Genomic DNA, 26,527 nt, shown 5'->3' with positions numbered 1-26,527 from the left:
AGAAGATTTTATTACCTCAAAACGTCCTCGACGCAATGGAGGTTAGAAACAATGTTAACACAAACAGAATGTGCAGATTTGAAAAGAAAAAAATAAAGGTAAAACTTGAAGAGATAATTGAAAATGGAGAAATAAAAAATGCTATTTACATCTATACAGAGAGAAAATTGAACCATGAAAGATGGCTAACCGAGGGTATTGGTGTAATACTACTTTTAAGAAAAGTAGTTCATAATGATATTTTTTTTGACATAAAAAGGGCCATATTAGTTCCGATTATTGAACTTATTTCTTACAGAATAGATAGCATCCTAGAGAAGCATAATATAAATACTTCTTTCCCGCATATTTGCTGGATCCCGATTTACTACATAAACAACAAGGCTGTAGTGATACCTGTGATACGAAAATGTGATGTTTCATTAGCGGCTAAGTCAGAAGGAGAAACTATTATAATCAATCCATTTAACGAGTGAATCAATAACAAAGGAGATTAGCTAACAGCTGACAAGTAGGTCAGAAAGACATGATTTTAAAAAACTGAATGTTCAGATAGAGATTCAAGGTGAGAAGCAAGCAGTTTGTGGGAAGGTAGCAATAATTAATAGCTGACACTGGAGTTAAGCATCATGGCTCATTTTCTTTATCATCAATGCAAGGACTCGAAAGAATGTGAAGAGTTTGGAGATAAACCTGAGATGAAAGAAATCTGCAAAGCTTTGTTGATAAGCCCTGGAAAAATAATAATCGATAAGCAACTCGCACCAGACAGTTCGGATATTTTGAGAAAAGTGATCAATCGAGACATGAGCAAAGGAGATGACCTAGTTATTTTAGATCTCAACAGTCTGGGGAGTAATGCAGAAATGATTCAAGAGAATATAATACGATGCGCTAGAAAGGCTATACGCATCCATTGTTACTTCCCTCAAAAGGAGCTAACCCCGACTGCTGAGGGATATATTTTTACTTTATTACTTCCAAAGATACAAAATGGATGCTGGAAGATGAACTTAGCGGAGCTGAAGACAAGAAATATTACTAAACCATTAGGGAGAAGAGAAGGAAGCAAACATCGTGAAAGCATTGAGCAAGCTAAGCGCAGAGGTCTGACTCAATCGCAAACTGCAAAAGCATTGGAGATTAGCATATCAACAGTTAAACGTAATTGGAATAGTGGAATTATAGGTTAATTCAGCATACTAATTGTAGAGTGACTTTTATATAGCCATCACAGGCTGGGGCTGACTTTATCTTAAATTTAGATGTTGGAAAGGTATTATAATGGGTATGCTTCCTTAGTAAGTCAAATAACCAACTAATGGTAGAATTACTAATCAATTAATTATCAGATGACTACGGTGTGGGGATACTCAGATCTGGTGCCATTATATTCCTTAATCATCAGTAAGGTACAACCCTGCTTGTGTAGTAATAACTCATATGGTCTCGGACAGACTGTAGGACCAAACACATAGGTATATTGATATGAATTATGTAAAACTTTATCGGATGAAGATTAACGCATTGTTGAATGCCCTGACGAATATATATCCAAGAGTTATTGCCGTAAGAGTGGACCTTCATTATCCGGGGATTGTCGATAACGGTGATAATATTTGCTGCTTCCCTAACCTAGAACCAGGTGTGATGTCGCGGATGCGTAGCTCCCTTAAGGCTAAACTGGAAGCGGATAAGGTTCGCAAACAACGAGAGGGTAAACGTATCTATCGCTGCCCTATGTTTATTATGTGGGCAAGAGAGTTTTCAGAATCAGGTAAATGCCATTACCACATTTGCCTGTTGTTCAACAAAGATGCTTACTATCATCTCGGTGATTACAAGCAAGAAGACAACCTGAGAGGAATGATTACCGGGGCATGGTACAGCGCCCTGGGACTGGAACTAGACGATCACCAAGGTCTGGTGCATTTTCCAGATAATTGCCGGTATGTGCTGGATACCTACAACCCTGACTTTAAAGAACATTACCAGGAGCTGCTTGAGCGTCTGGATTATCTGAGCAAAGTCGAAACCAAAGTTTTTGGTGAAGGGGATCGTAACTTCGGTTGCAGTCAAATCGATTTGTAACTACTTGTGGTCTTCTCTATGTGGGAAGGCCTTTTTTACATTTGAGATAAATGGTATGTCACTGAACCAAACAAATCAATCCGATAGCTGTTTTCCGCCTACACCTACCGAAAAATAAGCGATGTAGTATATTTACGTATCTACTCAGGTAATTCACTCATATCGTCTAACGTTCTGCCAGTGTCTGAATATCCCTGCTGACATATTTATTTTCGGTAACGAATACGGTCTTCAATCTTCTGGATCGCGTTAAGTGCTTCATGACCTAGCTCCTCTTCGTCGCAAAGACTGCGTAAACGTTGTAGGTCATCGGCGTCACCAAACTGCCCAATCACTTGAATGGAAAAGGAAGCTATGCGCGCCAGATCATTCATTAATCCGTGTTGGTGGTACGTCTTCTGCGACCCAAGGTTGGTCAATGCATCGCGGCAGATAGCCAGGGCTGTTTTCGGATAGCACGCTGCAACGTTAATTCTTGTACCATCCGTAGACAACATTCGAGATGTTGAAGACCAAAGTGCTCCGGCACTTGCCGAAGAGGAGTAATCCAGTAATGTAGTCCGTGCACCGAGAGTCTGAGGTGAAGACTCGAGTTCGCAAATGCTTAACCGGCAAGCCCAGTAAGCTAATTCCCCGCAGGCCCGCATAGTTTCATCAACATCGATAGTCGATGTCACAGTGGCAGGAAGTGGGAGGTCTAAAATCCCCATCGCTTCGTGTGCTGCGAAAAACACCTCGACTGTATCTTGTGGCATAACCGACTTTTTGGCTGGCAGCCTAAGCCAAGGTTCAATAGCCTCAGAAACTGATGAGTCACCGAAATCTGCGAGCTGACGAATCAGAATATCGACAAACGAAACATACTCGGTGCTTGCCCCTTTGAGTGCCTTGAAAAGGAACTGCCGCTTCTGAGCGCTGGCGAGATTATTTATCTCTTCCCAATAAATGCCGTCATACGGATGATCAAATTGTCGAGAGAAGATATTCCATGCTTCGGTATCGGCCTGCGGTCCCGTCTCGGAGCACACACTTTCGATCTCCTCTAAGACCACCGTTCTGTAGTTTTCTTCTTCGGTTTCTAATCCACCTAAACCCTTCAGTGCATCAAAAATCATGGAATTCATAAACACGCCCAATTTGTCCATGGAGTCCTCAAGCGCCGCGATCATCTTTGCTTTTACGGCATCATCCACATTTCTCAAGTGTACACAAAAGTCCAGCGTGTCTAGCTGAAGGTGGTAGGGCAAGCTCTGCAGTCTCTCAAGAAGATTCAGCACACATGGCGCTGCCCACGGAGCGTACTTCGTGAACTTGGTGATTCCGAGAAGGACGTAGAATTCGCTATGTGTGCTCGCTTCCTTCCATGATTTTTTCAGAGCTTCACCAAATTCGCTCCCTGGACTATGGCGAAAACTTAGGCCACCACTATGGACGAAGGACACAAGCTGCGAAAGCGCGATCTTACGATTGAACACATAGGCTTGGCTAAATGTCTCGTGCAGAAGTGGGACCTTTTTGGCCCTTGCTTCCTTATAAAGCTCCCGATTGGCTTCGGCAATTTTTCCTTCCATGACGCGACATGCCGTCATGATTTGTTCTAAATGGACCCCCTGCATTAGAAGCCAGCCAATAGCAGGAAGAAAAACTTCAAACTTCGAGAGGGTTGGCCGATGATAGGCAGTTTCAATCGAACAGCTATGCCATCCCTCGCCATTGATCAGGAAGCGCAGTTCAGAAGTCTCTGCGACCATTTCGGCGAATAGCACGTCAAACTTTGCTTTGACGGTACGTCTTGCGGCTTCTCCACACTCTCCTCGGACGCAAGACTCCAGGATGCCCTTATCAGTGGTTTTTTCCAAAATATCCTTTAGTGTCGAATCGTCCTCCACCGCACCGAGAATAAGAGCCTTAGAGCCATGAAACCGTGGAGATCGCAGAATAGCTTGTATTCGCTCAGAATCTTTACGCGCTACCCGGATTACAGATTCCGCCATGAAGAAATAGAAAAACATTTCATGAGAGAAGCTAAGTCTGTCACCACGCTGTGACACAAGCCGCGACTCAAGGATCGCGTACCGTGCCGCGTCAGTCACACTTGCCGCATCGCAAAATCTGTCAAACTCTCGAATGGACACACTAAATGCAGTTTGAGAGATCAGTTCTTCTGCAAACCCGGAAAGAGCGCGAATTCCCGCCGTTGCGAAGTTGCCGAGGCGCATGCGAGTAACCGTGTCGAATAGAACGAACGTACTTGCCCCAGCGGGCAGTGAAGCTGCTGCCTGCCCAATGAGTTCAGCTTCAAGCCCAGAGAGTGCTATTTCAAGGAGAGACTGGCAGTTTGTGAAGTTTTCATCTTCTTTGCTAAGTTTTGCGAGCTGTGACTTCAATGCGGATTGCGGCGGGCTGACAAGAGCCTCTTTTACTGACAGAAGCTCTTGCCTGGCCATGATGCCTTGTGAGGTAATCACAAGGCCTGCACCATAGCGTAGTGAAAATACTTGAAGGCTTCGCGTTAAAGTAATTCGCAAATGCTCTGGGCATTCGTTATAGCCGTCGAGAAACAGTACAATATGCCTTAAAAGGAGACGACTTGCTCTTAATATATCGCGCACGGAAGCACCGAGTAGTCTAAGCTCGGCATCAATTATTTTCTGAAGCTTACCCTCGAAGTCTTTGCCTTGGATGTGGATAGGCAGCACACCAGCCTGCATACATTCTGTGGCGATACGCGCACTTAGCAAGGACTTTCCACATCCTGACGGTCCCCTGATCAGAAGTGCAGATTGCGACGACAGAGCCATCTCAAGAATCTTAGATGCCGAGATCAGTTTGTCATCAAGGAGGTATTGGTCCTCTACCAGTCGTGCACCAGTTGGCCCATGATACTCCAAGAAAGCGGATTTATAACTCGACACTGTTTGCTCCGATATGAGCACAGTTTCATGAATTGCTGCATCTCTTTCCGATATGCGTTCAAGGCTCAAATGGGCTGCGAGCGCTTGGCATTGCACTTCATTTAGTAAGGCTCCTGACCTTGAACTGAGAGAAATCTTGATCGCATCCAGTCCGCCAGTGACTACCTTGAAATCACTCGGTGGCAATGAGGAGCCTGACGGAATCACAGGTGTAATGGCCAGCAAAGCATTGGGATAGCCGGTAAGATCGCTGAATAGCGCGGCCATCGCGTCACGCAACGCATTCTTGGCGCCTAGGGCTTGAGTGTACCCGTTGCGTAGCTGTCGACTGCCATACGCTCCGGCCTGGGTCCAACGGCCGTTGACACTGCCTTTGATGGGTTGTGTATATCCCTTGGCTTCAATAACAAGCGTAGTTGTGGCGGAAAAGACCGCAACATCAACCTGACGGCCGTTAACGTTGAAATTGGCGAATATGTAGGCCCACTCGGAGCCCTTTTCTAAAGCATCGCAAACGGTGACCAAAACATCGCGATCCGAGGCGTGTTCTATACGCTCTCCGATAAATAGCCGAACTCTGTTCCCATTGCGACGTGCTGTGCTCATCAGGTTGAATTATCCTTACGACGCGCCAAATATCAACACAGCACCCCACTCACCCCGACCATTAATTCCGCTTCTTTAAATTCAGGTGGCATTCTTTCCATTAGAAGCCTGCCGAAGTTGGAGAGGGGCGCATACCTTAGCGTTCCAAGCTACCATATTCCCTCTCAAATTTCTCAGTTGCTGAATCTGGCCGCCATTAAGTTAACTGATAATCATCCTTTTCACAGAACTACCACGTTCTAGACAGCTTGTGCCTCGGCCTGATTTTCGCGAGGCGCTGTTCGGTACAGAATCCTGGTGCCCGGGCAACAAAGTGGCCAAACTGCTGCCATGGAACGTGGTTCTCATCGATAAATGACCGCCAATACGGTGCTCACGTTACGCTTACTTTTGATAATTACTCCAAATAATTTCAGATAGATATCATCACTGTGAATCCTCCCGCATCCTTACCGGATTGCGGGGCTTTATGTTTTTTTACAGAGATCACCGTATGAATGAATCTGAAGGTCTTCAGGCCATCGAAAAGCCGCTTGTACCTCTACACTACCTTACGCTTTCCGTAGCCACGTTTTTGAACACCGACTTAAATCCAACACATTATGAACCAATGCTGGCCATTATGAAAACTCACAGGCGAGATAAGAACTTTTAACTTAACCCACTGTTTCAAAAGTATTTTAAACGATGAACAATGTCAGGTTCTGAATCTTAGCCGAGGGGAAAAGTTTCTAAATGTAACAATTTATGTACTCTATCGAAGGTATGAATTTTTTTCTTCACCTGATAAAATCACTTAAAATGAAGTTTAGGAATTTCTATGACTAGCAAAACCATGAAAAAACAAGTATTTGAAAACATTATTGATACGTTGGGTCAACCATTTTATAGGGATGATCGAACAGCACTTTATCACGGTGACTGTATTGATATTATGTCTCAAATTCCCCATAACTCAGTGGATTTGACCATTACTTCACCCCCTTACAATATCGGCAAGGCGTATGAAGAAATACAAGATGTTCATAAATACGTTGAATGGTGCATTACATGGTTGAAAAATATTTATGATATTACTGCCTCTAACGGTGCTCTTGCATTAAATGTGGGTTATCTAGAGGTGCCAAACAAAGGCTACGCTGTACCAATACCATATTTATTATGGGATAAAACGCCATTTTATTTACATCAAGAAATTGTATGGAATTATGGTGCTGGCGTTGCTTCTCGCAAACGTCTGTCGCCAAGGAACGAAAAAGTTCTTTGGTTTTTGAAAGATCCTAAGAACTATACATTTAATTTAGATCCAATCAGAGACCCAAATGTAAAGTATCCAAATCAAAAGAAAAATGGAAAGCTTAAGTGTAATCCCTTAGGAAAAAATCCGTCTGATGTCTGGCAGATCGCCAAAGTTACGTCTGGGAAAAATAGGTCATCTCAGGAAAGGGCCCCTCATCCAGCACAGTTTCCTCTGGAGTTAATTAACAGACTGATGAATGGTTTTTCGAACGAAGAGGAAATTGTTCTCGATCCGTTTTTAGGATCAGGAACAACAGCAGAAAGTTCAATGATAAATGGTCGCTATGTTATTGGCATAGAAATAAATAAAGAATATTTACTCTATGCCAAAAATAGACTACAGCGTAAAAAAGAAGATATTTCTCTAACATTGGCTCAACAACCATTGTTAGTTTAGCCATAGAGAGTAATAAACTTATTCTGGTAAGTATGAGAGGCTAAACGAGCCTGCTGACCGGTGCTTGATGACTGCGCAATCCAGTCCGTATGTGCAAGCCACCCAAATCGAATTTTTAAAATTTGTGGGGTGGCACTTGCTTGAGAAAATGGTTGAAAATTAACTGCAAGATAAAACCCATCTTTAATTTTACCTTCTCCATTTTGAGGCTGTGCATAACTCCTATTGCCAAAAATTTGACCGGGATTAGACGAAGTTTTCAGTTCAATAGAAAGAGAGTTGTCATACTTACAAACAATATCCTTATCATTCTTAGTTTCTTCTTTTCTCCATTGCTGAGGAAACTGAGCCTCAATAGCCGCTGGAATTAATTCATGCAGTATAGCACCCGTAATTTGAGGTTTAGGAAAAATATCCACACCAATTTTTAGCCCATGCGTACCAAAAGAGGTATTAAATAAGCCTCTCCATGAGTCCATAACCAAATCAACCAAATGCGGAGTCAGAGGATGATTATTAACTAATCGTGAGGTGAGTTCTTGCCATTGAGATTCTGGGACATTTAAGTAGGGATTAACATTCATTTTTCTTTCCTTGATATAAGATAAACCTGACTGTTTTAACATATTTCTGATGGAAAATCAATTGGTTATGACAAATTCTAATTTTAACAATTATTTAAATACACTTGCTGCATTATTCTCTAATCAAACATAATTATATTCACTTATCACAATCTAAATGCTGAATCCACTATACCATACTACCCATTGACCAATATGTATTAGTCAAGTGATGACAGGACACATATGACAAAGTGTAACGTAGCAAAACAGAGAAAACACTCCAGTCCTTTTTTCAACAGGTTTTCCCGAAGCAAAATACTATTTAGCACAGTTATCTATGTTAGAAGCATACTTATATGCTAAAGAATTTCAAACACATATTATCTCCGTGAATCGCCCCCGCAATCTACATGGATTGCGGGGCTTTATCTTTTTTCACAGAGATCACCTTATGAATCAATCTGAAGGCCTTCAGGCCATCGAAAAACCACTGGCGTCACTCCCCCACGCCATTGGCAAACATATTTTTGACCATATTCAAAAGCTCACTCACTACGAACCGATCATCGGCATTTTGGGAAAAACAGGTTCTGGCAAGTCTAGTCTGTGCAATGCCCTGTTCCAGGGAGAAGTCACGTCGGTCAGCGATGTGGAGGCTTGTACCCGCGATGTACTTCGCTTCCGGCTCAGCAATGGCTCCCACAGTCTGATGATGGTTGATTTACCGGGCGTGGGTGAAAGCGAGCAACGCGATAATGAATACACCGCATTGTACCGCCGTATCTTACCCGAACTCGATTTGGTACTGTGGGTCATTAAAGCCGATGACCGTGCTCTGTCAGTGGATGAGCACTTTTATCAAAAGGTCATGCAGGCATATCAGCAAAGGGTACTGTTCGTGGTGAATCAGGCAGACAAGGTCGAACCCTGCCACGAATGGAAAATCGTAGATAACATACCTTCTCCGGACCAGCAGTTAACGATTGAAGCTAAGCGTAGTGCTGTCCAGCAGTTATTTTTGCCACATCATCCTGTCTGCGTAGTGTCGGCCAGAACCGGATGGGGAATGGAAGCGATGGTGGAAACCATGATGTATAGCCTGCCTGTCCGGGCCACCAGCCCGGTGGCGACACAACTGCACGGGAGGCTCTGCACAGAACCGGTAAAGTCGCAAGCCCGTGACGGCTTCGGTGAGGCGGTAGGCCATGTGTTCGATATGGCTGAATCATCGTCGTTCCTGCCTGCGCCGCTAAAAACGGTGATTCGAACCGTGCGGGAAGCCGTGGTGTCAGTCGCCCGCACCGTCTGGGACTGGATTTTCTTCTGAATGAATAAAACATCCTTAAAACAGTAGTGGATTATTTCGTTTATTCGTTACTGAACCGATGATTTCCATATAGCAGACACAACCTGTCTGCGCCAACAGAAGATACTACCAGCCATACCTGTGTCATTGCTGCCTGCAATGCATCCACACTGCCTTTCCGCGTCTGGCATTTCGCCACATGTCATGGACACAACCTGTCAACCTAGTCCATTACCATAATACCTTCTTTATTAATCACTTACCCAATACGGAGATAACGCATGTCTCAGGCTGGGCGTCGTTATGACCGGCTGTCTGTCCGGCTGTCGCTAATCATCAGCCGTCTGATCGCAGGTGAAACGCTGAATGTACGCAAGCTGGCGGCGGAGTTTGGTGTCTCAGAGCGCACCCTGCACCGTGATTTTCGGGAGCGGCTGATTTACCTCGATCTCGAATACCGGGGCGGCTACTGTCGCCTGCTGACCGGAGGCCGTCATGAGCTCAGGGAAGAGGCGGCAATGCAGTTTGCACGTCAGTCCGGGATTGGCGCACTGTTTCCCGATATGGATATCCATCTGGTCAGTTCACTTCTGAGCGGTCAGGGGGTATCACCGTGCTTTATCTGGCATCAGGATCTGCCAGTGCCACCTTCCCGTCCGGGGATCTTCACGCGACTGGTCAGGGCAGTATCAGAACAGCGGAGGGTAACTCTGCTGGCCGACGGGTGCCGCTGTGGCAGCCTTGCCCCCTACCGGTTGATTTTCAGCGCCGGTGAGTGGTTTCTGGCAGGTGAACATATCGGGCAGATAACTGTTTTTGCACTGAGCACCGTTCACTCCGTTACGTTTCACCCGGAAACGTTCAAACCAGACGGATATTTCACCAGCATGCTGTCCCGCCCGAATTTTCTTCAGGCGTTGCCTCATTTCCGGTTCATCGGAGAAGTGATATCCACTTTTCGGACTGAACCACATCAACCAGCAACAGGAGGATAACATTATGAAAATCAGGAGTATCACACCCCGTAACCCCACTTCCGGTAAACGCTGCCCGGATTGTGGCTCGCACGACACCATCCCCTGGTCCGATGGCTGGATGTGTCGCGATTGCGGGTGTGAGTGGGGCAAGGATAACGGCTATCTGTAGAGGAGAAGCACATGGGATTCTGGAATGCAGCCGGGAAACTGGCTAAAGAGGTTGCAAAAGACGCTCTCGACAGTGCGCGGGAGGTAAGAGTGGTTCATGACCGACTGGAAACAAAGAGTAGCGCGGAGTTGAAAAGAATTGTCACTGAAAACGGCATTTTCAGCAGCGCAACCGAGACGGAAAGACGTATGGCGCGAAAACTCCTGCGTGACCGGGGCGAGCTTTAATCCCCGTCTGGCTTGTTGCAGGTCCCTCGTAGAGTCCATGAATAAGGTAACGGAAAATCGCCTCTCTCAATGAGAAAGAGGTTGCGGGCCGGAACGCGATTTCCACCCTGTAAGCATTTTTACTTTAACAATAAATAAGGATAAACAGATGAAAGCATTCATATTGCCTTTCATTATTTCAGGTCTTTTATTGAGCTTACCCGTCAATGCAGCAGTTAAATTACCCCAAAAAGTGATTGATGTTGAAGATGGCAGTGAACAAGTTTGCGGAAGCGATGATGTTAAAAACGGGACCTGTAACCTCATTGGCGTATCTGATGATGGTCACTATGCGTTGTTAAGCAGCCCGGGTGGCATGGCCTGTTATGACCCCTATCTGATCGTAGTTAATCTTACCACCAGCAAGGGAAAGATGATGGACTATAACCGCCATGCAACGTGTAGCGGAGAGGCCACAGCTAAGTTTGTTCGCTCACCGGCGAAAGGGCAACTTACCGTTGTTATCTACGATCCCATCATCAAAAAGAATGTTGGACTTAATACTATCGACTTTTAAGTCTCTTACAGGGCTCTTCACGGAGCCCGTTTATTTTGCATAAACAGAATGGAGCCGGGCTGATAATGTCTGTGACTTTACGTAAATTAAAACACGCAATATTAATCTCCACGCTTTGCCTTATTACCACTCAGGTCTGCGCAGCAGGCATTGCCAGAACCGCAGCAGACGCAATGACCTGCCAGCCTGATGCGGGGGGTAATGAAAACGGATACGGGACATGCCCTTTTCTGGGCAACGTTTACGATGCTGACCCGGCTTTCAAAAAAGACATTGATGACGCCCTGAACTCAGCAGGAATTAAGGGGTTACTGGGACAAGATGGCTTAATGAACGGCCCGGACAGGGGGTTGGTCCCGGTGGATATTGGTGGCGAGAAATGGTTACAGGGCTCGGTCTGTGAGCGGGGTAACTGTGGTGACCATTATCTGAAGATTCTGTATATCCCCTCAGAACATGTTGTTGCGGGTTTTTATTACAACGGAGGCGAGGAAAAAATGTTTGGCGACGTCGGGAGCGCAGAACAAAAAGTCCTGCGCAGTGACTTACAGGAAGAGGCCCCACAACAACAGACTCCGGCGGTGGCAGCAGCGGCATCCCCTGATGGTGCACCGGCTAACACTATCTGGACCTTCACTGGCGATGACGGAAAGTCACTATGGCATGTCTGTGGCGGCCAGAACAGCAGTTGTACCATTATCGCCAACACCAAATATTACGTTGCCATTCTGAACAGAAAATCCGTGCACAGCTGCGTCTTTGGTGATTTTTACGTGGCTGACAGGGACGCAGCGTCATGGCACCAGTATGACACTGGCACCTGCAGCCCGGATGCATGGATACGCAAAGGCTCAATCAATAACGGACAATATCTGTCGGTTGATATCGGCGTAAACAACCAGCTTGTACAGCAGTATCCCATTGGCTACTGGTCAATGCGAAAAGAGTTCTCCGGCAAGCGACGCCCTTCCTGGGATAAAGTAAAAGCCAAAAATCAGCAGCACTGATAAACCACGCAGAAAATCCAGCGCAACTGTACTACCAGCGCACCATCAGTATCACCGTTATAAACAGAATCAGGCCACACCTCCTTCGGGAAGTGTGGCCTTTTGTATTTTTATCGACTGCATAAGGAGTTACCCATGCGATTAGCCAGCCGCTTTGGCCGTATTAACCAGATACGCCGTGACCGGCCTCTGACCCATGAAGAACTGATGAGTCATGTCCCCAGCGTGTTCGGGAGTGACAAGCATGAATCACGCTCAGAACGTTACACCTACATACCCACTATCAGCATCCTCGAAAGCCTCCAGCGTGAAGGCTTTGAGCCGTTCTTTGCCTGCCAGACGAAGGTTCGGGACCAAAGTAAGCGAGAGCACACCAAACACATGCTGCGCCTGCGTCGTACCGGACAACTGACCGGACATCAGGTCCCGGAAATCATTCTGCTCAACAGTCATGATGGTTCATCAAGTTACCAGATGCTGCCGGGGCTGTTTCGTGGTGTTTGTACCAACGGCCTGGTCTGCGGTCAGTCATTCGGAGAAGTGCGGGTGCCCCATAAAGGTAATGTCGTCGAGAAGGTGATTGAAGGGGCTTACGAAGTGCTCGGCGTGTTTGACCGGGTGGAAGAGAAACGCGATGCGATGCAGTCGCTGATACTACCGCCACCAGCGCGTCACGCGCTGGCGAATGCCGCACTGGATTATCGTTTCGGTGAGGAGCATCAGCCGATTACGGCATCGCAATTACTAGCTCCGCGTCGCCGGGAGGATTACAGCGATGACCTGTGGACCGTCTACCAGCGTGTGCAGGAAAACCTGATGAAAGGGGGATTATCGGGACGTACCGCGCAGGGGAAAAACAGCCGCACCCGTGCAGTTACCGGTATCGATGGTGATGTGAAACTCAATCGTGCCCTCTGGGTTATGGCAGAAAATATGCTCGATTTTTTCGGGCCTTCAACAACACCTTCAGCTTAAGGAGATAGTTTAATGGATGCACAACACCTTCAGGTCGCTGAGCAGACAGCAATCACTGCCTCAGTGGTACCTGACGAATTACGCATTAGCTTCTGGCCGAAGCACTTTGGCACCATCCCGCAATGGATAACCCTTGAACCTCGCATTTTCGCCTGGATGGATCGGCTGTGTGTCGATTACCACGGCGGTATCTGGCGCTTTTCGACGCTCAGCAACGGCGGTGCTTTTATGGCTCCTGAGTCAGAGAGCGATGAGACGTGGACATTGCTCAACAGCATGAACGGCAACGTTGCAGAGCTTACCAGTGAAGCGGCAGGGATTGTCGTCTGCCTGATGGCATACAGCCACCAGGCGTGCCACACCGAATGCGATGCCATGACGGAACACTATTATCGCTTACGTGATTTCGCGCTGAGCCATCCTGAATGTAGCGCCATTATGCACATTATTGACTGAGGTATGTCGCTATGGAGTCACAGTTACCGCTGTTTGTTACCACATTGCCAGCGTCAGCACAGCAAACCATCAGTAAAGCCTTAACCCTGCTGGAACGCCAGTTACGCGAACCCGGCGCATCATTCACCTCCAGCCATACCGTCCGGAACTGGCTGCGCCTGCAACTCGCCACGCTGGATCGGGAAGCCTTCATCGTGTTTTTCCTCGACAACCAGCATTGTCTGATCGCCCACGACACGCTGTTTCTAGGAACAATCAACAGTATCACCGAGCATCCGCGTGAGGTCGTTAAGGCCGGTCTGAAACACAATGCCGCTGCGGCGGTTCTGGCTCATAACCACCCGTCAACCCATGCCGAACCCAGCAAGGCCGACAGACTGATTACAGAACGCCTGAAACAGACACTGGAGCTGGTTGATATCCGCCTGCTGGATCACCTAGTGATCGGCGGCATGGATATTGTCTCGTTTGCTGAACGTGGCTGGTTATAGAGAGAAAACAGCAATGAAAATAATCAGTAAACGCCAGACGATGGCGATATACCGCAAGTATCCGGGGTCATGTCTGCTTCGCTTCTGTTCCGGGAAATACAGGTGGTCCGGCAGCATCTGCCACTACGCTGGTCGGGAGGTACACAACATCAACGGTGTTCTGGCCGTCTTCGCTGAACGTCGTCAGGACCGCAATGGTCCCTATGTGATTCTTCGTAGCGTCACTCTCAATTAATCCTTCCCTTTTATCAGGAACAATAATGAACAATCACTCCGAATCCGGTACTAAGCCGGAGAGTCCCGCCTGCCAGCTGTGGGGACTTAAACGTGCTATTACCCCCTGTTTTGGGGCTCGTCTGGTACAGGAAGGCAATCGGGTACATTTTCTCGCTGACCGCGCCGGGTTTAACGGTGCTTTCAGTGACAACGATGCATTGCGCCTCGACCAGGCCTTTCCGTTGATGCTCAAACAACTGGAGTTGATGCTGATTAGCAGCGAGCTCAATCCCCGCTATCAGCACTGCGTCACGCTTTACCACAACGGACTCACCTGCGAAGCCGACACACTCGGCTCCTGTGGCTATGTCTACATTGCTATCTATCCTGAGCAGACTGAGCCGCATTAACTCACCACTTATTCCCTAAACATCATAGAGTAAACATCATGCAAACCTTATCATCACACCCGACGCAGGCGGCTCAGCCCTGCCTGTCACCCATTGAAATCTGGCAGTGCCTGCTAACTCATCTATTGTCGCAGCACTATGGCCTGACGCTGAATGACACACCGTTCAGTAATGAAACCACCATACGAGAACATATTGATGCTGGAGTATCGCTCAGCGATGCGGTGAACTTTCTGGTAGAAAGATACGGGCTTGTCCGTATCGACCGGAAGGGATTTTCGTGGCAAGAACAAACCCCGTATATTTCCGTAGTGGATATTCTGCGAGCAAGGCGCTCTACCGGCTTGCTAAAAACTAACGTGAAATAAACGCTTAAATACAGAGCAGACTAAAGGAAAGCAAAATGCTAATCTCACAGACGAAGAGACTCCTGCTGTAACCTCCCCTGCAAAAAACCTGACATTTTCTTTTAGGACCAACAATGGGACCAAAATGAAAATTGAATTGATTATTAGCACATATAAAACAAATAGTTATAAAACCAATTCAGACTCCGCCAGCCCACCAAAATTCTCCATCGGTGATTACCAGAGTCATCCGATGAAGTCCTGAGAGCCCGCACGGCGCAAGCCCTGTGGGCTTTTTTGTGCCCGCAGTTTGTCCCCGCAACCTGATGTTTAGCCCCATGACGGCCCGCGGGAAATATCTGTTACCTGCGTGAGCCCTAAGAATATCACTTTCGCTTTTCTTAACCCTGCGCCCTTCCCCACCCGGCACCGGAAATCATTTCGTCGATGTATGAATAAAAACATGGCGTATCACAACAGCGCAGAAGTACGAAATTAATATGACAACGATAAAGAAAAAAACCGCACTAAAAAACAAAAAGTACGATTAGCGTCACAACTACAACGCCATAGCGTTCCCCTCAGTACTTCTCAGGCAACTCTTTGAGAATCGATTCCAGTTTTCCGTTACGCACGTCAATATAGCCACCATCTTTCAGGTCAGCGAGAATCTGAAATAAATAGCTACGGGATATTTTTGTGCGTTTCAAAATAAAACCCGCCAGGCTATCGTCATGTAAAATGCCTTCATCCTGCTGGACTTTATAGCGGTAGATCATTGAGCGAATCACATTATAACGATTACCAAAATTACGCTCATTATAAGAATCAAGAAGCATCGCCAGCGTAAATGCAGTCATTTTAATCAGGTACTTGAACTGCTCTTTTTGGGTAAATATCTCGACAAAATCATCATAGCGCAGGGTCGCAATTTTGCTGTCCTGCTTCGCGACGTACTGCAGGGAGATTGAGGAACCAAACGACTCGACCAGGCCAAAAACCATGCCCCGAACACCTTTACCAACGCGAAAAGGCTCTTCATGAGCAACCGTGATGCTCTCATGTTCCGGGAACGTAGACTGTTGCATATTAATCGCCAGCACCCCGCTCAGCACTAAAATAATCTCGCCGTCCTCAATTCTGAAAATTTCGCCGCTTTTAATTATGCGGGTGTTGTCAGGCATCGCCACGGATTTAATGATCGATTCATCCTGAGTAATGATTTTTTTATACTCAGATATAATCGTAGAGTACTTTATTTTCATTGTGCGACGCCTCTTATATACACTCTCCGCAGGTTAACATCACTTTTCTTCGATTGAAAGCGCAGCGCTGGCGCGTTCGCTGTGGTCCAAAATAAATACTGAATCCGTAAACGGACTGCCGTCTGGTTAACATCCGCCCTTCACATTAGAGTCAGCGTCACACTTTCATGTTCTGATCCCATTTATATAACGTGGAAAACTACACCATCACCACTAAAACGCAGAATGCGCATCACTTTGTAAAAAAGCAGGGTCAGTACGTGGTGAGTAACCCATTGATGACCTATATGTAATGTAGCTAAATAATTACATTTGCAACATTAAATGCAACAAGTCGTTTCAATACTTCACTGGCTTTACCGTCGAAGGAACCTTGCCAATGCCCAAAAATGTCCCGTTTAAACGCACGATGCTGGCCAGCATGCTCACGCTGGCTTCAGGTGCCGTCACGTCTGCCTATGCAGCACCGGAAGCCGCCCCCCAGAAACAAGATAACACCAAGCCCAACATCGTCGTGATTTTTGGCGATGATATTGGTTATTGGAACATCAGTACCTATAACGGCGGCACGATGGGGTATCAAACCCCGAATATCGATAAACTGGCCTCTGAAGGGGCAAAATTCACCTCTTACTACGCTGAGCAGAGTTCTACTGCTGGCCGTTCTTCCTTCATTACCGGGCAGATGCCGTTCCGTACCGGGATGAGTAAAGTCGGCATGCCTGGCGCACCACAGGGCCTGCAGAAAGAAGACCCAACTATCGCCAACATCCTCAAACAACTGGGTTATGCAACCGGACAGTTTGGTAAAAACCACCTCGGCGACCGCGATGAATTCCTGCCAACCGCCCACGGTTTTGATGAGTTCCTCGGCAACCTGTATCACCTGAATGCGGAAGAAGAACCAGAAAACCCAGATTACCCGAAAGATCCGGCCTTCCGTAAACAGTTTGGTCCACGCGGCGTGATTAAGAGCACCGCGGACGGCAAGATTGAAGATACCGGTCCACTGACTATTAAGCGTATGGGCACCGTCGACGAAGAGACCCTGGCGGCCAACAACGACTTTATGGAACGTCAGGTGAAAGCGGGTAAACCGTTCTTTACCTGGTTCAACACCACCCGTATGCACAACAAAACCCACCTGAAAGACGCCAGCATCGGCGTGACCGGTCTGGGGACATACGCTGACGGCATGGTTGAGCACGATAAGATGGTTGGCGAAGTGCTGCAGAAGATTAAAGATCTGGGCATCGAAGACAACACCATCGTGCTCTACACCACCGATAACGGCCCGATGACCGCCACCTGGCCTGATGCCGGTGAAACACCATTCCGCGGCGAGAAGAACACCGGCTGGGAAGGCGGCTTCCGCGTACCGGCAATGGTTCGCTGGCCGGGCCACATCAAGCCGGGCACCGTGATTAACGGCATGTTCGGTTCCAATGACTGGTTCCCAACGTTGATTGCTGCAGCGGGCGAGCCGAACATCAAGCAGGAACTGCTGAAAGGCTACAAAACACCGTCCATCACCTACAAGGTTCATCTGGATGGTTACAACCAGCTCGATTACCTGATGGGTAAAGCCAAAGATCAGCGTAACGAATTCTTCTACTGGAGTGATGACGGCGATCTGCTGGCGATGCGTATGGGTCGCTGGAAAATCCACTTCATGATCCAGGAACATGAAGGTCTGGATCTGTGGCGTTATCCGTTCACCAAACTGCGTGCGCCGTTGATTTTCGATCTGGATGTTGATCCACTCGAGAAAGCCGACAAAGGGATGGGCTACCAGTCCTGGTTCTACGATCGTATGTTCCTGATGGGCGGCGCAGCTGCTGAAGCGAAGAAAATGCTGGAAACCTTCAAAGAGTTCCCACCGCGCCAGAAACCAGGTTCATTCACCGTGTCTGACGCTTCAGCCATGCTGGAGAACAGTGCAAGCGGCAACAAATAATTTGTCGTTAACATGAGGCGCTGACCTCAACAACAGAGCGGGTTGCATCAGCAATCCGCTCTGCATTACAAAAAATATAATTAATGTGCGCTTTGTCAGCCATTTAGCCTAGAGGTTTGCTATGAAGTACAGCACCACATTGCCCGCAAAAGCATTACCGTCTGCTGAAAAATATGACGGCAAAGGGCCAGAATATAAACGCCGCTTCCACGTGATGGCCAAGCCATCCGGCTCCACCTGTAACCTCGACTGCACCTACTGTTTCTACCTGTCAAAAGAGCAATTACTCCATCAGGACCGACACACCGGGATGAGCGACGAGGTTCTCGAACAGTTTATTCGTCAGTACATCGACGGCCAGGATGGTGAGCAGGTGGTCTTCTCCTGGCAGGGCGGCGAACCGACCCTGATGGGGCTCGAATTTTTCCAGAAAGTCGTGAAATTCCAGCAGCAATATAAAAAGCCGGATCAGCGCATCGAAAACGATCTGCAGACCAACGGCGTATTGCTCAACGACAAATGGGCGGAATTTCTTAAAAAGCACAAGTTTCTGGTGGGTATCTCTATTGACGGCCCACGAGAACTGCACGACCGCTATCGTGTTACCCGCAGCGGCAAGCCCACCTTCGATAAAGTGATGGAAGGTGTCGCGGCCCTCAAACGCCACGGCGTACCGTTTAACGCGCTGGTGACCGTCAACCGCACCAACGCCCGCTTCCCGCTGGAAGTCTATCGCTTTATGACCCGCGAACTGGGTGCCACCTATATCCAGTACAACCCTTGTGTTGAAGCCGTGGATTTTAAAAGCACCGCGCCGCAATTCTGGCAGGATGATTCGATCCCGGTGACAGGCAGTCGCCGCGCGCGTCCGGGGGATCTTGACTCTATCGTTACCGACTGGTCCGTCGACCCGGAAGACTGGGGCAAATTCCTGATTGCCACTTTTGAAGAGTGGGTTAACAACGATTTAGGCCGCGTACAGGTCAATCTGTTCGAGACCGCCGTTGCCCAGACCATGGGGATGCCGGCGCAAATCTGCACCGCCTCCGAGTTCTGCGGCAAGGGGCTGGCGATTGAGAAGAATGGCGACATCTTCTCCTGTGACCACTACGTCTACCCGGAATACCAGATTGGCAATATCGAAAACAGCAAGCTGGCGCACCTGGCGTTTTCAGAGCGTCAACAAGCCTTCGGTATGGGGAAAAAAGACACCTTGCCGCAATACTGCAAAGCGTGCCCTTATCTCAAGCTGTGCTGGGGAGAATGCCCGAAAAACCGCCTGGTCCGCACCCCGGACGGCGAGCTGGGACTGAACTATCTCTGCCCAGGCATCAAAGCCTTCTTTAACTACGCAGAGCCGATTCTGGTCGGCATCGCCACCCTGCTGAAACGTGATTTTACGGGAGTGAAAAAATGACCAGCAGAGAGAAACTGCTTCAGCTTGAACAGCGCATGAACACGCAGGTCCTGGGCCAGGAAGAGCTGGTACGCATGCTGCTGATCGCCCTGCTCTGTGACGGACATGTCCTGCTGGAAGGGTTGCCCGGCCTCGCAAAAACCCGAGCAGTACGTGAGCTGGCCCGCCACGTAGAAGGTGAGTTTCGCCGCATTCAGTTCACCCCGGACCTGCTGCCGTCGGACATCACCGGCAGTGAGATCTACCAGCAAAATGCCACCCGCGAAGAAGACCAGTTCCGCTTCCGCCCCGGCCCGGTGTTTGGCAACATCATCCTCGCTGATGAGATCAACCGCGCCTCCGCCCGCGTCCAGTCAGCCCTGCTGGAGGCCATGGAGGAGCGTCACGTCACCGTCGCCGGTAAAAGCTGGGATCTTCCCGGCGTGTTTATGGTGCTCGCGACACAAAACCCGGTGGATCAGGAAGGTACCTGGCCACTGCCAGAGGCCCAGCTTGACCGCTTCCTGATGAAAATCCTGGTCGGCTACCCTTCCAAAGCCCAGGAACAACAGGTGATGCAGCTGGTGCGGGCTGAACAGCAGGCCAAATATCAGGCCCTGACTCACCAGGACAGCGTCAGCCCTGAAGAAACCCTGACCCTGTCGCAGCAGGAAATCGCCACCAGCTGGCAGGAAATTTCCGCCGTGTACGTGGCGCCCACCGTGGAGGAGTACATCGTCAATCTGATTGACGCCACCCGCCATCCGCAAAACATCAGCGAAACCCTGGCCAGCTACATCAATATTGGCGTCAGCCCGCGCGGGACGCTGGCGCTGGAGCGTTGTGGCCGGGCGCAAGCCTGGCTTGAAGGCCGTGATGCAGTACAGCCGGAAGATATCCGCCGGATTGCCCCGGCGGTGATCCGCCATCGTCTGATGCTGAGCTATCAGGCGAACGCCGATAACCGCAGCGCCGACGACGTGGTAACGATGCTGCTTGATGCAGTGGTGGCATGATGAACACGCCTCTCAGCGTCGACCGGCAGACGCTGCTCGCGCTGATCAACGACGCACGGCTGATCGCTAACCCGCCAGGGCAGATCCCGCCCGGCGCGCTGGCGGGCGAGCGCACCTCAAAACAACAGGGTCGCGGGCTCAATTTCGACAGTCTGCGACGCTATCAGCCGGGCGACGACGTGCGGCTGATTGACTGGCAGGCCACGGCCCGTCTGCGTTCCCCGTGGATACGCCTGTACAACGAAGAGCGCGAGCGCCCGGTCTTTTTGCTGGTCGATCAGCGGCTCGATATGTATTTCGCCACCCGCGGGCAGACCAAATCTGTCGTCGCGGCTAAAACGGCGGCGCTGCTCGCCTGGCGCAGCTTTCATGATGGCGATCGCATCGGCTGCCTGACCTTCAACGATACCGCGATGGCATTACAGAAATGCCGCTCACCGCGTACCACGCTGAACGCGATCCTCGACGATCTCCTGCATTACAACCAGCTTCTGCCAGCGCAGTATCCCGTTGAGCCCGTCGCGACGGTGACCCTCACCGATGTCCTACAACGCGCCAGCACGGCGATCCCCAACGGGGCGTGGGTGGCGGTACTGAGCGATTTTCACGATCTAAATAAAAACTGCGATGCGCTGCTGGCGGGACTACGTCGCCGCTGCGAAGTCAGCGCCTTTGTGATCCTCGACGATCTGCACCTGCATCTGCCCGCATCTGGCTCGCTGGCCGCAAGCTACCAGGGAAATGAGGCGGCCTTTACGCTCTCCTCCAGCATGAAAGCAGACATTGAACAGAGCATCACCGCCCGCCTGGCCCGTCAGCAAAGCCGCCTGACGCGTCTGGGCATCAAGGTGAATCATCTGGTGGTGACGCAGGACCTGATAAAGCAGTTACAAAAGGGTATCTAGATGCTCGAGAAAGGTTTTACCGTCCCCGCGCTGTTGCATCCGGCGCTGCCCCCGTCGGTCTCCTGGTTTCCACTACCGCCGGGCTGGCTGGTGCTGGGCGCATTGCTGCTGGCGGCGCTGGCTATTTATCTCTTTTTTCGCCTCGCGCGCTGGCGTCGTAATCGCTGGCGCCGTGAAGCACTGGCCGCGTTTGCCCTCCCCCACTCCGTTGATGGCTGGATGGCGTTGATCAAACAGATCCAGCTGGTACATCAGCCGCGTAACGTGGTGAGCCACAGCCTGACCCCGGAGTCACTCCTGGATCGGCTGCCGCTCGAGGCAGATCTGCAACAGACCCTGTGCCAGAAGTACTGCCAGCGCGATAACCGTCTCGAGAACGAACAGACGTTGCGCTTACGCCAGCAGCTGACCCGCTGGCTGAAGGAGTTACCCGATGTCTGAGTTACTGTCACGGATTGATTTTGCCTGGCCCTGGGCGTGGCTGCTGTTATTGCTTCCGTTGCTGGGCCGTTATCTTCTGCCGCAGGAAAAGCCGCAGAAGGAACACGTGCGGGTGCCGTTTTTACCGGAGCTTATCGATCAACTGAAGCCTGACAGCCAGCCGGTCCGCGATGGCTGGCTGCGCACCACCTTGTTCTGGTTGGTGTGGGGGTTGCTGGTCTGTGCGCTGGCGCGCCCGGAATACCTGACCCCCCCGCAGCATATTCAAAAACCGATGCGCGATATGGTGCTGATCCTCGACGTCTCCGGCTCGATGGAAAAGAACGACGTGGCGGGCGGAATTACCCGTTTGCAGGCGGTGCAGGCATCGGTGCGCAAGTTTATCGCCGCGCGTCAGTCCGACCGTATCGGGATGGTTATTTTCGCCAGTGACGCCTGGCCGTTTGCGCCGGTGAGTGAAGACAAACAGGCGCTGAATATGCGCATCAACCAACTGGCACCGGGCATGATCGGTCAGCAGACCGCTATCGGCGACGCGCTGGGCGTCGCCGTTAAGATGCTCGATCAAAGCCAGAATAAAGAGGCCAGCAAGCTGGCTATCCTGCTGACCGATGGCAACGACACCGCCTCGCAGCTCTCCCCGGCCCTCGCCGCCCAACTGGCGGCGGCACACCATGTGCAGGTGCACACCATCGCCTTCGGCGATCTGCAAAGCCAGGGCGACGACAAAGTCGATCTGCCGCTGCTGCAAACCATCGCCAGCACCACGGGAGGCAAATCCTGGACCGCCGCTCACTCCGGCGACGCCCTCGACAACGTCTGGTCGGAAATTGACGCCATCACGCCGGTACAGGTGAAAAGCATCGGCTGGTCCTGGCATCTGCCGCTGTTTGCCTGGCCGATGGGGCTGGCGATGTTGATTCTGCTGGGGCTGGCAATAGGCCGACTGATTGCGGAGAAACGCCGATGAGCGACTTTCATTTCATCTATCCCTGGCGGCTCCTTGGGCTGATCCTCGCGGCCGGACTGTGGTTTATTCCGTGGGGGCAAACCAGCGCATGGCAGCGGATTATGGCAAAACCCTTCGCCCAGGCGCTGATCGTCGGGCGTCAGAAACGCCTGACGCAGGTGCTGCCATGGCTGTTTGCGCTGGGCGTTATCGCACTGGCCGGTCCCACCTGGCAGCGCGAATACCCGGCGGCATTGACCCCGGAAAGCAACGTGATGGTGATCCTGCAGCAGGACCTGGCGATGTATGCCCAGGACCTGGCCCCCAGCCGCAATGCGCGGATGCAGAGCAAAATCAGCCAGCTGATGGAGAACTCGCCCGGCGCGCGCTACGGCATGGTGGTCTACAGCAATCAGGCGTTTGTTACCACCCCCCTGACCCAGGATCCACCGTTCTTCTCGCTGTTTTTACATGCGCAGGAACCCTCACTGATGCCCGAAGGGCAAGGCTCAGGGTTGCAGCAGGCCGTCGCCCTGGCGCAAAAAAATATGCCGGCCTCGCCGCGTAGCCTGATTCTGGTCGCCGATACCCTCTCCGCCGCCGACGCCGAATGGCTGAAGAAAAGCCCTGCGCCACTGCAAATCTGGGTACCCGGCACCGCCGCCGGCGGCCCACTGCCGGAGCGCTACGCCAGCCGCGGCATCGATACCCGCCTGAACGTCGCGCGTTTCAGCGATCTTCGCGATGCCGGTATTCCGGTGACCCTGGTCAGCAACGATGACCACGATTTGCAGGTGGTGCAGAGCCATATCCAGCAATCAATAACCCAGCAGAATAATACCCGCCACGATCTGCACTGGAAAAACAGCGGCTGGTGGCTGGCGGTGCCGATGCTGGTGCTGCTGTTTTTCTGGCGACGCCAGCTTATCTGCGTGCTGTTTACCCTGCCGATGCTGTTCTGGTCCCCGCAAGGAGAGGCCGCATGGCTCGACGCCTGGGTCAGCCCGGATGTTCAAGGGCAGCATGCCTTCGAAAAGGGCGAGTACCAGAAAGCGGCGGAACATTTCAGTGACCCGCTGTGGCAGGGCATTGCCTGGTATCAGGCCGGAAATTACCCTGCCGCGACAGGCGCATTTCGCCGCGCGCCGCAAACCCCAGAGACGCTGCTGTGGACCGGCAACGCGCTGGCGCAGCAGAAGCAGTGGCAGGCGGCGCTGGATACCTACGACCAGGCGCTGAGCCTGCGCCCGGACTGGAAGATGGCGCACGAAAACCGCGAGAAAATCGCGCAGATCGTCATGCAGCTACGCCAGAAAGAGCGCGAGAGAGCGCAGGAACAAGGCGATGATATGGACGACGGGCCGGATAAAGTGGTGAAAGACCTGAAAAAAGGCGAAGGCGTGAAGCAGAAAGATATCGGCGCCGTCGACAGTGCGGCACCACAGCTCAATCAGTGGTTCGAGAATCTTCAGGTCTCCCCTTCCGGCCTGCTGGAAAGTCTGTACCGCAACGGCGCACAGGAGGCGACACCATGAGATCCCTGTCAGCCCTGCTGCTCCCGGCACTGATACTGCTGGCGACATCGCCCGCCCGGGCGGTGATGGATATCAGCCGTGAAATTGTCGCCCCCAGCCATGTTGCTCCCGGCCAGCCCATCACGGTCGCCGTGACCTTCTGGACCGACAGCTGGTTCAATCCCCCGCCGCAATGGCCAGATTTTGCGGTGCAGAACGGCGTGCTGCTCAATACTCCGCTCCCCAATCAGCTGCTTACCCGCCAGAAAAACGGCATCAGCTGGAGCGGCATTCGTATTGAACGCCAGGTGATGACGTGGGATCAGAGTACGCTGCGGTTGCCCGCAGTGGACCTGACGCTCACTTCCGCCAGTCAGCCGCCGGTAACCGTCCATCTCGATGCGCTGGAGCAACCTGTCGTCTGGCCGCCGGGCGTTGAACAGCCTGACCGCTTTTTGCCCGCGCGTCATCTGACCCTCAGCCAGAACATCACCCAGTTCCATGCGGGCAACGATAAAACCCTACGGGCCGGTGATGCCGTCGAACGCGTGGTGACGCTCCAGGCCGAGGACGTACTCCCGGCGCAAATCCCGCAGATCCTGTACGCCATCCCCGGAGACGGCAGCCAGCGGCTGGCGCCGGAGAACCGCTTTGATAAAGACGGACGGGGCGGAATTAACGGCGCGATACGTGTCGAACGACTGCGCTATCTGCCAACCGATGCCGGCACCCTGACGCTACCGCCGGTGAAGCTGCGCTGGTGGGACACCGAGCATCAGCAGTGGCAGCTGGCGACCCTGCCGGGCCAGACCCTGAAAGTCGATAGCGCCCGCGCCGCCGGGAAAGAGTCGGTGCTCGCAGGGCGTCGCGACGACGATAAATGGCAGATAGCCCTGATTGTGCTCACACTGATAGTGATAGCCGCCGCAGGCTGGTTTGCCCGTCGACCGCTGCGCCAGAGCCTGGTCTGGTTATGGCACCGCTGGCAACGCTTCTGGTCCCCGGTGTCGCTCCCTGAATTAGCCCCTATGAACAGGAGAAAACAATGAAAAAAAACCTACTGGCCTGTGCCTTGCTGCTGGGATGCGCGACCGCCGCCCATGCCGACCCTCTTTCCGCCTGGAATGACACCGCGGCAAAACAGTCGATAGAGCAGTGGGTGCAGAATGCCACGCAACAGGGTAGCCCTGATTTTATCCCGGCGGATAAACGCTACGTGGTATTTGATAACGACGGCACGCTGTGGCCAGAGGCGCCGCTGACCTTCCAGATCCAGTTCATCCTCGATGAAATTGTCCGTCAGGCCCCCGAGCACCCGGAGTGGAAAAAGGACCCGCTGATCAACGCCGTGCTGACCAACGATCTCAAAACCGTGGTGAAAGCCGGCGATAAAGGGCTGATGAAGCTGCTGGCGTTAACCCATAGCGGGATCACCACCGATGAATTCGATCGCCGGGTCGCGACCTGGCTGGAGACGCATAAAGATAAGCGTTTTGGTTGCCGCTACGATCGGATGGGCTATCAGCCAATGCGCCAGCTGCTTGATTATCTGCGCGAGAACGGCTTTAAAACCTGGATTATTTCCGGCGGCGGCATCGATTTTATGCGTGTGATGTCGCAGAAGATGTACGGGATCCCGCCTGAGCAGGTGGTCGGTTCATTTGCGCTGGGCGAATTTTCCCTGAGCGCTGACGGCACGCAAATCCGCAAGACCATGCAGGGCGCCTTTAATGACGATAAGGCCAACAAGCCGGTGGCGATCCATCTGTTTATGGGGCATCGCCCGGTCGGCGCCTTCGGTAACAGCGATGGCGACCTGCAGATGCTGCAGTACGCCGCCGCCAATCCGGATTACAAAGCCTTCGGTCTGCTGGTCCACCACACCGATGCGGCACGCGAGTACGCCTACGACAGCCATCCGCCCGCCAGCGGCAAGCTGGTGGAGGCCCTGCCGGAAGCCAAAGCCAAAGGCTGGACGGTGGTCGACATGAAACAGGACTGGAAAACGGTCTTCGACCCGGCACTGTGCCCGACGAAATAAGCCTCCCGCATAGCCTGCATGCCAGCCCCTGC

General features: G+C 51.1%; 28 protein-coding genes. 25 read left to right on the top strand and 3 right to left on the bottom strand.

Going from position 1 to position 26,527, the window contains the following annotated elements; all coding sequences use genetic code 11:
• Positions 1–35 precede the first annotated feature (35 nt).
• The 3 genes from ACMYSP_RS18290 to ACMYSP_RS18280 all read left to right on the top strand — a co-directional run bounded on the left by ACMYSP_RS18290 (position 36) and on the right by ACMYSP_RS18280 (position 2,091).
• Positions 36–476, top strand: a complete 441-nt coding sequence (locus tag ACMYSP_RS18290) for a hypothetical protein (protein WP_434583469.1) — start codon at positions 36–38, stop codon at positions 474–476.
• Positions 477–629: 153 nt separating this feature from the next.
• The gene (locus ACMYSP_RS18285; RefSeq protein WP_253909514.1) at positions 630–1,193 is read left to right on the top strand and encodes a hypothetical protein; all 564 of its coding nucleotides are present in this window, start codon (positions 630–632) and stop codon (positions 1,191–1,193) included.
• A 295-nt stretch (positions 1,194–1,488) separates the two neighbouring features.
• On the top strand, positions 1,489–2,091 hold the full coding sequence (locus ACMYSP_RS18280) for an inovirus Gp2 family protein (RefSeq protein ID WP_372477999.1): 603 nt from the start codon (positions 1,489–1,491) through the stop codon (positions 2,089–2,091).
• A gap of 206 nt (positions 2,092–2,297) precedes the next feature.
• Here ACMYSP_RS18280 and ACMYSP_RS18275 read toward each other — a convergent pair whose 3' ends face one another.
• Entirely contained in the window at positions 2,298–5,612 is a 3,315-nt protein-coding gene (locus tag ACMYSP_RS18275) for an NERD domain-containing protein (protein WP_372478000.1), read from the bottom strand.
• Positions 5,613–6,432: 820 nt separating this feature from the next.
• On the opposite strand from ACMYSP_RS18275, the gene ACMYSP_RS18270 reads away from it, so the two are divergent.
• Positions 6,433–7,308, top strand: coding sequence for a DNA-methyltransferase (locus tag ACMYSP_RS18270; RefSeq protein WP_216664054.1), 876 nt, complete (start codon positions 6,433–6,435; stop codon positions 7,306–7,308).
• Here ACMYSP_RS18270 and ACMYSP_RS18265 read toward each other — a convergent pair.
• On the bottom strand, positions 7,305–7,892 hold the full coding sequence (locus ACMYSP_RS18265; protein WP_171825045.1) for a ScaI family restriction endonuclease: 588 nt from the start codon (positions 7,890–7,892) through the stop codon (positions 7,305–7,307). The two genes, ACMYSP_RS18270 and ACMYSP_RS18265, sit on opposite strands and share 4 nt — an antisense overlap.
• Before the next feature lie 433 nt (positions 7,893–8,325).
• Between ACMYSP_RS18265 and ACMYSP_RS18260 the strand changes: the two genes are divergently transcribed.
• From ACMYSP_RS18260 to ACMYSP_RS18205, 12 genes are all read left to right on the top strand, one after another.
• Positions 8,326–9,201, top strand: coding sequence for a GTPase family protein (locus ACMYSP_RS18260; RefSeq protein ID WP_372478001.1), 876 nt, complete (start codon positions 8,326–8,328; stop codon positions 9,199–9,201).
• Between the two features lie 260 nt (positions 9,202–9,461).
• Entirely contained in the window at positions 9,462–10,175 is a 714-nt protein-coding gene (locus ACMYSP_RS18255) for a helix-turn-helix transcriptional regulator (RefSeq protein ID WP_434583465.1), read from the top strand.
• Positions 10,176–10,179: 4 nt separating this feature from the next.
• A complete protein-coding gene (locus tag ACMYSP_RS18250) occupies positions 10,180–10,326 on the top strand; it encodes a hypothetical protein (protein ID WP_171825048.1) in 147 nt (48 codons plus the stop codon).
• Positions 10,327–10,337: 11 nt separating this feature from the next.
• Complete coding sequence (locus ACMYSP_RS18245; RefSeq protein ID WP_171825049.1) at positions 10,338–10,553, top strand: transposase; 216 nt, start codon at positions 10,338–10,340, stop codon at positions 10,551–10,553.
• A 148-nt stretch (positions 10,554–10,701) separates the two neighbouring features.
• Complete coding sequence (locus ACMYSP_RS18240) at positions 10,702–11,109, top strand: hypothetical protein (protein ID WP_434583463.1); 408 nt, start codon at positions 10,702–10,704, stop codon at positions 11,107–11,109.
• A 65-nt stretch (positions 11,110–11,174) separates the two neighbouring features.
• Positions 11,175–12,116 (top strand): hypothetical protein, encoded by a 942-nt coding sequence (locus ACMYSP_RS18235; RefSeq protein ID WP_372478003.1) that lies wholly within the window; start codon positions 11,175–11,177, stop codon positions 12,114–12,116.
• A 135-nt stretch (positions 12,117–12,251) separates the two neighbouring features.
• The gene (locus ACMYSP_RS18230) at positions 12,252–13,091 is read left to right on the top strand and encodes a DUF932 domain-containing protein (protein ID WP_171825052.1); all 840 of its coding nucleotides are present in this window, start codon (positions 12,252–12,254) and stop codon (positions 13,089–13,091) included.
• A 12-nt stretch (positions 13,092–13,103) separates the two neighbouring features.
• Positions 13,104–13,547 (top strand): antirestriction protein, encoded by a 444-nt coding sequence (locus tag ACMYSP_RS18225; RefSeq protein WP_171825053.1) that lies wholly within the window; start codon positions 13,104–13,106, stop codon positions 13,545–13,547.
• 11 nt (positions 13,548–13,558) lie between these two features.
• A complete protein-coding gene (gene radC, locus ACMYSP_RS18220) occupies positions 13,559–14,038 on the top strand; it encodes a RadC family protein (protein ID WP_372478004.1) in 480 nt (159 codons plus the stop codon).
• A 13-nt stretch (positions 14,039–14,051) separates the two neighbouring features.
• Positions 14,052–14,273, top strand: a complete 222-nt coding sequence (locus ACMYSP_RS18215; RefSeq protein WP_372478005.1) for a DUF987 family protein — start codon at positions 14,052–14,054, stop codon at positions 14,271–14,273.
• Positions 14,274–14,298: 25 nt separating this feature from the next.
• Positions 14,299–14,664 carry a type IV toxin-antitoxin system YeeU family antitoxin gene (locus ACMYSP_RS18210; protein ID WP_181627784.1) on the top strand — a complete coding sequence of 122 codons (366 nt, stop codon included), beginning with the start codon at positions 14,299–14,301 and terminating at the stop codon, positions 14,662–14,664.
• 38 nt (positions 14,665–14,702) lie between these two features.
• Positions 14,703–15,032: a TA system toxin CbtA family protein gene (locus ACMYSP_RS18205; RefSeq protein WP_023480671.1), complete on the top strand. Its 330-nt coding sequence runs from the start codon at positions 14,703–14,705 to the stop codon at positions 15,030–15,032.
• A 560-nt stretch (positions 15,033–15,592) separates the two neighbouring features.
• Here ACMYSP_RS18205 and ACMYSP_RS18200 read toward each other — a convergent pair.
• Positions 15,593–16,276 (bottom strand): helix-turn-helix domain-containing protein, encoded by a 684-nt coding sequence (locus tag ACMYSP_RS18200; protein WP_434583458.1) that lies wholly within the window; start codon positions 16,274–16,276, stop codon positions 15,593–15,595.
• Between the two features lie 379 nt (positions 16,277–16,655).
• On the opposite strand from ACMYSP_RS18200, the gene ACMYSP_RS18195 reads away from it, so the two are divergent.
• The 9 genes from ACMYSP_RS18195 (at position 16,656) to ACMYSP_RS18155 (ending at position 26,495) form a co-directional block, all read left to right on the top strand.
• Complete coding sequence (locus tag ACMYSP_RS18195) at positions 16,656–18,233, top strand: arylsulfatase (RefSeq protein ID WP_434583456.1); 1,578 nt, start codon at positions 16,656–16,658, stop codon at positions 18,231–18,233.
• 121 nt (positions 18,234–18,354) lie between these two features.
• Positions 18,355–19,650, top strand: a complete 1,296-nt coding sequence (locus ACMYSP_RS18190) for an anaerobic sulfatase maturase (RefSeq protein WP_434583455.1) — start codon at positions 18,355–18,357, stop codon at positions 19,648–19,650.
• On the top strand, positions 19,647–20,645 hold the full coding sequence (locus ACMYSP_RS18185) for an AAA family ATPase (protein WP_434583453.1): 999 nt from the start codon (positions 19,647–19,649) through the stop codon (positions 20,643–20,645). Before ACMYSP_RS18190 ends, ACMYSP_RS18185 begins: the two co-directional genes overlap by 4 nt.
• Complete coding sequence (locus ACMYSP_RS18180) at positions 20,645–21,550, top strand: DUF58 domain-containing protein (protein WP_434587163.1); 906 nt, start codon at positions 20,645–20,647, stop codon at positions 21,548–21,550. The genes ACMYSP_RS18185 and ACMYSP_RS18180 overlap by 1 nt, the downstream gene beginning before the upstream one ends.
• Complete coding sequence (locus tag ACMYSP_RS18175) at positions 21,551–21,991, top strand: DUF4381 family protein (protein ID WP_434583452.1); 441 nt, start codon at positions 21,551–21,553, stop codon at positions 21,989–21,991. It begins immediately after the preceding gene.
• Positions 21,984–22,961, top strand: coding sequence for a VWA domain-containing protein (locus ACMYSP_RS18170; protein WP_434583451.1), 978 nt, complete (start codon positions 21,984–21,986; stop codon positions 22,959–22,961). Before ACMYSP_RS18175 ends, ACMYSP_RS18170 begins: the two co-directional genes overlap by 8 nt.
• A complete protein-coding gene (locus ACMYSP_RS18165) occupies positions 22,958–24,475 on the top strand; it encodes a vWA domain-containing protein (protein WP_434583449.1) in 1,518 nt (505 codons plus the stop codon). Before ACMYSP_RS18170 ends, ACMYSP_RS18165 begins: the two co-directional genes overlap by 4 nt.
• Positions 24,472–25,503, top strand: coding sequence for an oxygen tolerance domain protein (locus ACMYSP_RS18160; RefSeq protein ID WP_434583447.1), 1,032 nt, complete (start codon positions 24,472–24,474; stop codon positions 25,501–25,503). The genes ACMYSP_RS18165 and ACMYSP_RS18160 overlap by 4 nt, the downstream gene beginning before the upstream one ends.
• Positions 25,500–26,495 (top strand): HAD family hydrolase, encoded by a 996-nt coding sequence (locus ACMYSP_RS18155; protein WP_434583445.1) that lies wholly within the window; start codon positions 25,500–25,502, stop codon positions 26,493–26,495. The genes ACMYSP_RS18160 and ACMYSP_RS18155 overlap by 4 nt, the downstream gene beginning before the upstream one ends.
• The last annotated feature ends 32 nt before the right edge of the window (positions 26,496–26,527 follow it).

Source organism: Klebsiella sp. R390 (assembly GCF_051131745.1).
GTDB lineage: Bacteria > Pseudomonadota > Gammaproteobacteria > Enterobacterales > Enterobacteriaceae > Klebsiella.
Note: the sequence above shows the minus strand (reverse complement) of the source record. Positions and strands in the feature narration are given on the sequence as shown.

Excerpts from the sequence above, each read along its gene's own strand:
- ACMYSP_RS18290 (WP_434583469.1), top strand. The coding sequence starts at position 36 with ATGGAGGTTAGAAACAATGTTAACACAAACAGAATGTGCAGATTTGAA.
- ACMYSP_RS18285 (WP_253909514.1), top strand. The coding sequence starts at position 630 with ATGGCTCATTTTCTTTATCATCAATGCAAGGACTCGAAAGAATGTGAA.
- ACMYSP_RS18280 (WP_372477999.1), top strand. The coding sequence starts at position 1,489 with ATGAATTATGTAAAACTTTATCGGATGAAGATTAACGCATTGTTGAAT.
- ACMYSP_RS18275 (WP_372478000.1), bottom strand. The coding sequence starts at position 5,612 with ATGAGCACAGCACGTCGCAATGGGAACAGAGTTCGGCTATTTATCGGA.
- ACMYSP_RS18270 (WP_216664054.1), top strand. The coding sequence starts at position 6,433 with ATGACTAGCAAAACCATGAAAAAACAAGTATTTGAAAACATTATTGAT.
- ACMYSP_RS18265 (WP_171825045.1), bottom strand. The coding sequence starts at position 7,892 with ATGAATGTTAATCCCTACTTAAATGTCCCAGAATCTCAATGGCAAGAA.
- ACMYSP_RS18260 (WP_372478001.1), top strand. The coding sequence starts at position 8,326 with ATGAATCAATCTGAAGGCCTTCAGGCCATCGAAAAACCACTGGCGTCA.
- ACMYSP_RS18255 (WP_434583465.1), top strand. The coding sequence starts at position 9,462 with ATGTCTCAGGCTGGGCGTCGTTATGACCGGCTGTCTGTCCGGCTGTCG.
- ACMYSP_RS18250 (WP_171825048.1), top strand. The coding sequence starts at position 10,180 with ATGAAAATCAGGAGTATCACACCCCGTAACCCCACTTCCGGTAAACGC.
- ACMYSP_RS18245 (WP_171825049.1), top strand. The coding sequence starts at position 10,338 with ATGGGATTCTGGAATGCAGCCGGGAAACTGGCTAAAGAGGTTGCAAAA.
- ACMYSP_RS18240 (WP_434583463.1), top strand. The coding sequence starts at position 10,702 with ATGAAAGCATTCATATTGCCTTTCATTATTTCAGGTCTTTTATTGAGC.
- ACMYSP_RS18235 (WP_372478003.1), top strand. The coding sequence starts at position 11,175 with ATGTCTGTGACTTTACGTAAATTAAAACACGCAATATTAATCTCCACG.
- ACMYSP_RS18230 (WP_171825052.1), top strand. The coding sequence starts at position 12,252 with ATGCGATTAGCCAGCCGCTTTGGCCGTATTAACCAGATACGCCGTGAC.
- ACMYSP_RS18225 (WP_171825053.1), top strand. The coding sequence starts at position 13,104 with ATGGATGCACAACACCTTCAGGTCGCTGAGCAGACAGCAATCACTGCC.
- radC (WP_372478004.1), top strand. The coding sequence starts at position 13,559 with ATGGAGTCACAGTTACCGCTGTTTGTTACCACATTGCCAGCGTCAGCA.
- ACMYSP_RS18215 (WP_372478005.1), top strand. The coding sequence starts at position 14,052 with ATGAAAATAATCAGTAAACGCCAGACGATGGCGATATACCGCAAGTAT.
- ACMYSP_RS18210 (WP_181627784.1), top strand. The coding sequence starts at position 14,299 with ATGAACAATCACTCCGAATCCGGTACTAAGCCGGAGAGTCCCGCCTGC.
- ACMYSP_RS18205 (WP_023480671.1), top strand. The coding sequence starts at position 14,703 with ATGCAAACCTTATCATCACACCCGACGCAGGCGGCTCAGCCCTGCCTG.
- ACMYSP_RS18200 (WP_434583458.1), bottom strand. The coding sequence starts at position 16,276 with ATGAAAATAAAGTACTCTACGATTATATCTGAGTATAAAAAAATCATT.
- ACMYSP_RS18195 (WP_434583456.1), top strand. The coding sequence starts at position 16,656 with ATGCCCAAAAATGTCCCGTTTAAACGCACGATGCTGGCCAGCATGCTC.
- ACMYSP_RS18190 (WP_434583455.1), top strand. The coding sequence starts at position 18,355 with ATGAAGTACAGCACCACATTGCCCGCAAAAGCATTACCGTCTGCTGAA.
- ACMYSP_RS18185 (WP_434583453.1), top strand. The coding sequence starts at position 19,647 with ATGACCAGCAGAGAGAAACTGCTTCAGCTTGAACAGCGCATGAACACG.
- ACMYSP_RS18180 (WP_434587163.1), top strand. The coding sequence starts at position 20,645 with ATGAACACGCCTCTCAGCGTCGACCGGCAGACGCTGCTCGCGCTGATC.
- ACMYSP_RS18175 (WP_434583452.1), top strand. The coding sequence starts at position 21,551 with ATGCTCGAGAAAGGTTTTACCGTCCCCGCGCTGTTGCATCCGGCGCTG.
- ACMYSP_RS18170 (WP_434583451.1), top strand. The coding sequence starts at position 21,984 with ATGTCTGAGTTACTGTCACGGATTGATTTTGCCTGGCCCTGGGCGTGG.
- ACMYSP_RS18165 (WP_434583449.1), top strand. The coding sequence starts at position 22,958 with ATGAGCGACTTTCATTTCATCTATCCCTGGCGGCTCCTTGGGCTGATC.
- ACMYSP_RS18160 (WP_434583447.1), top strand. The coding sequence starts at position 24,472 with ATGAGATCCCTGTCAGCCCTGCTGCTCCCGGCACTGATACTGCTGGCG.
- ACMYSP_RS18155 (WP_434583445.1), top strand. The coding sequence starts at position 25,500 with ATGAAAAAAAACCTACTGGCCTGTGCCTTGCTGCTGGGATGCGCGACC.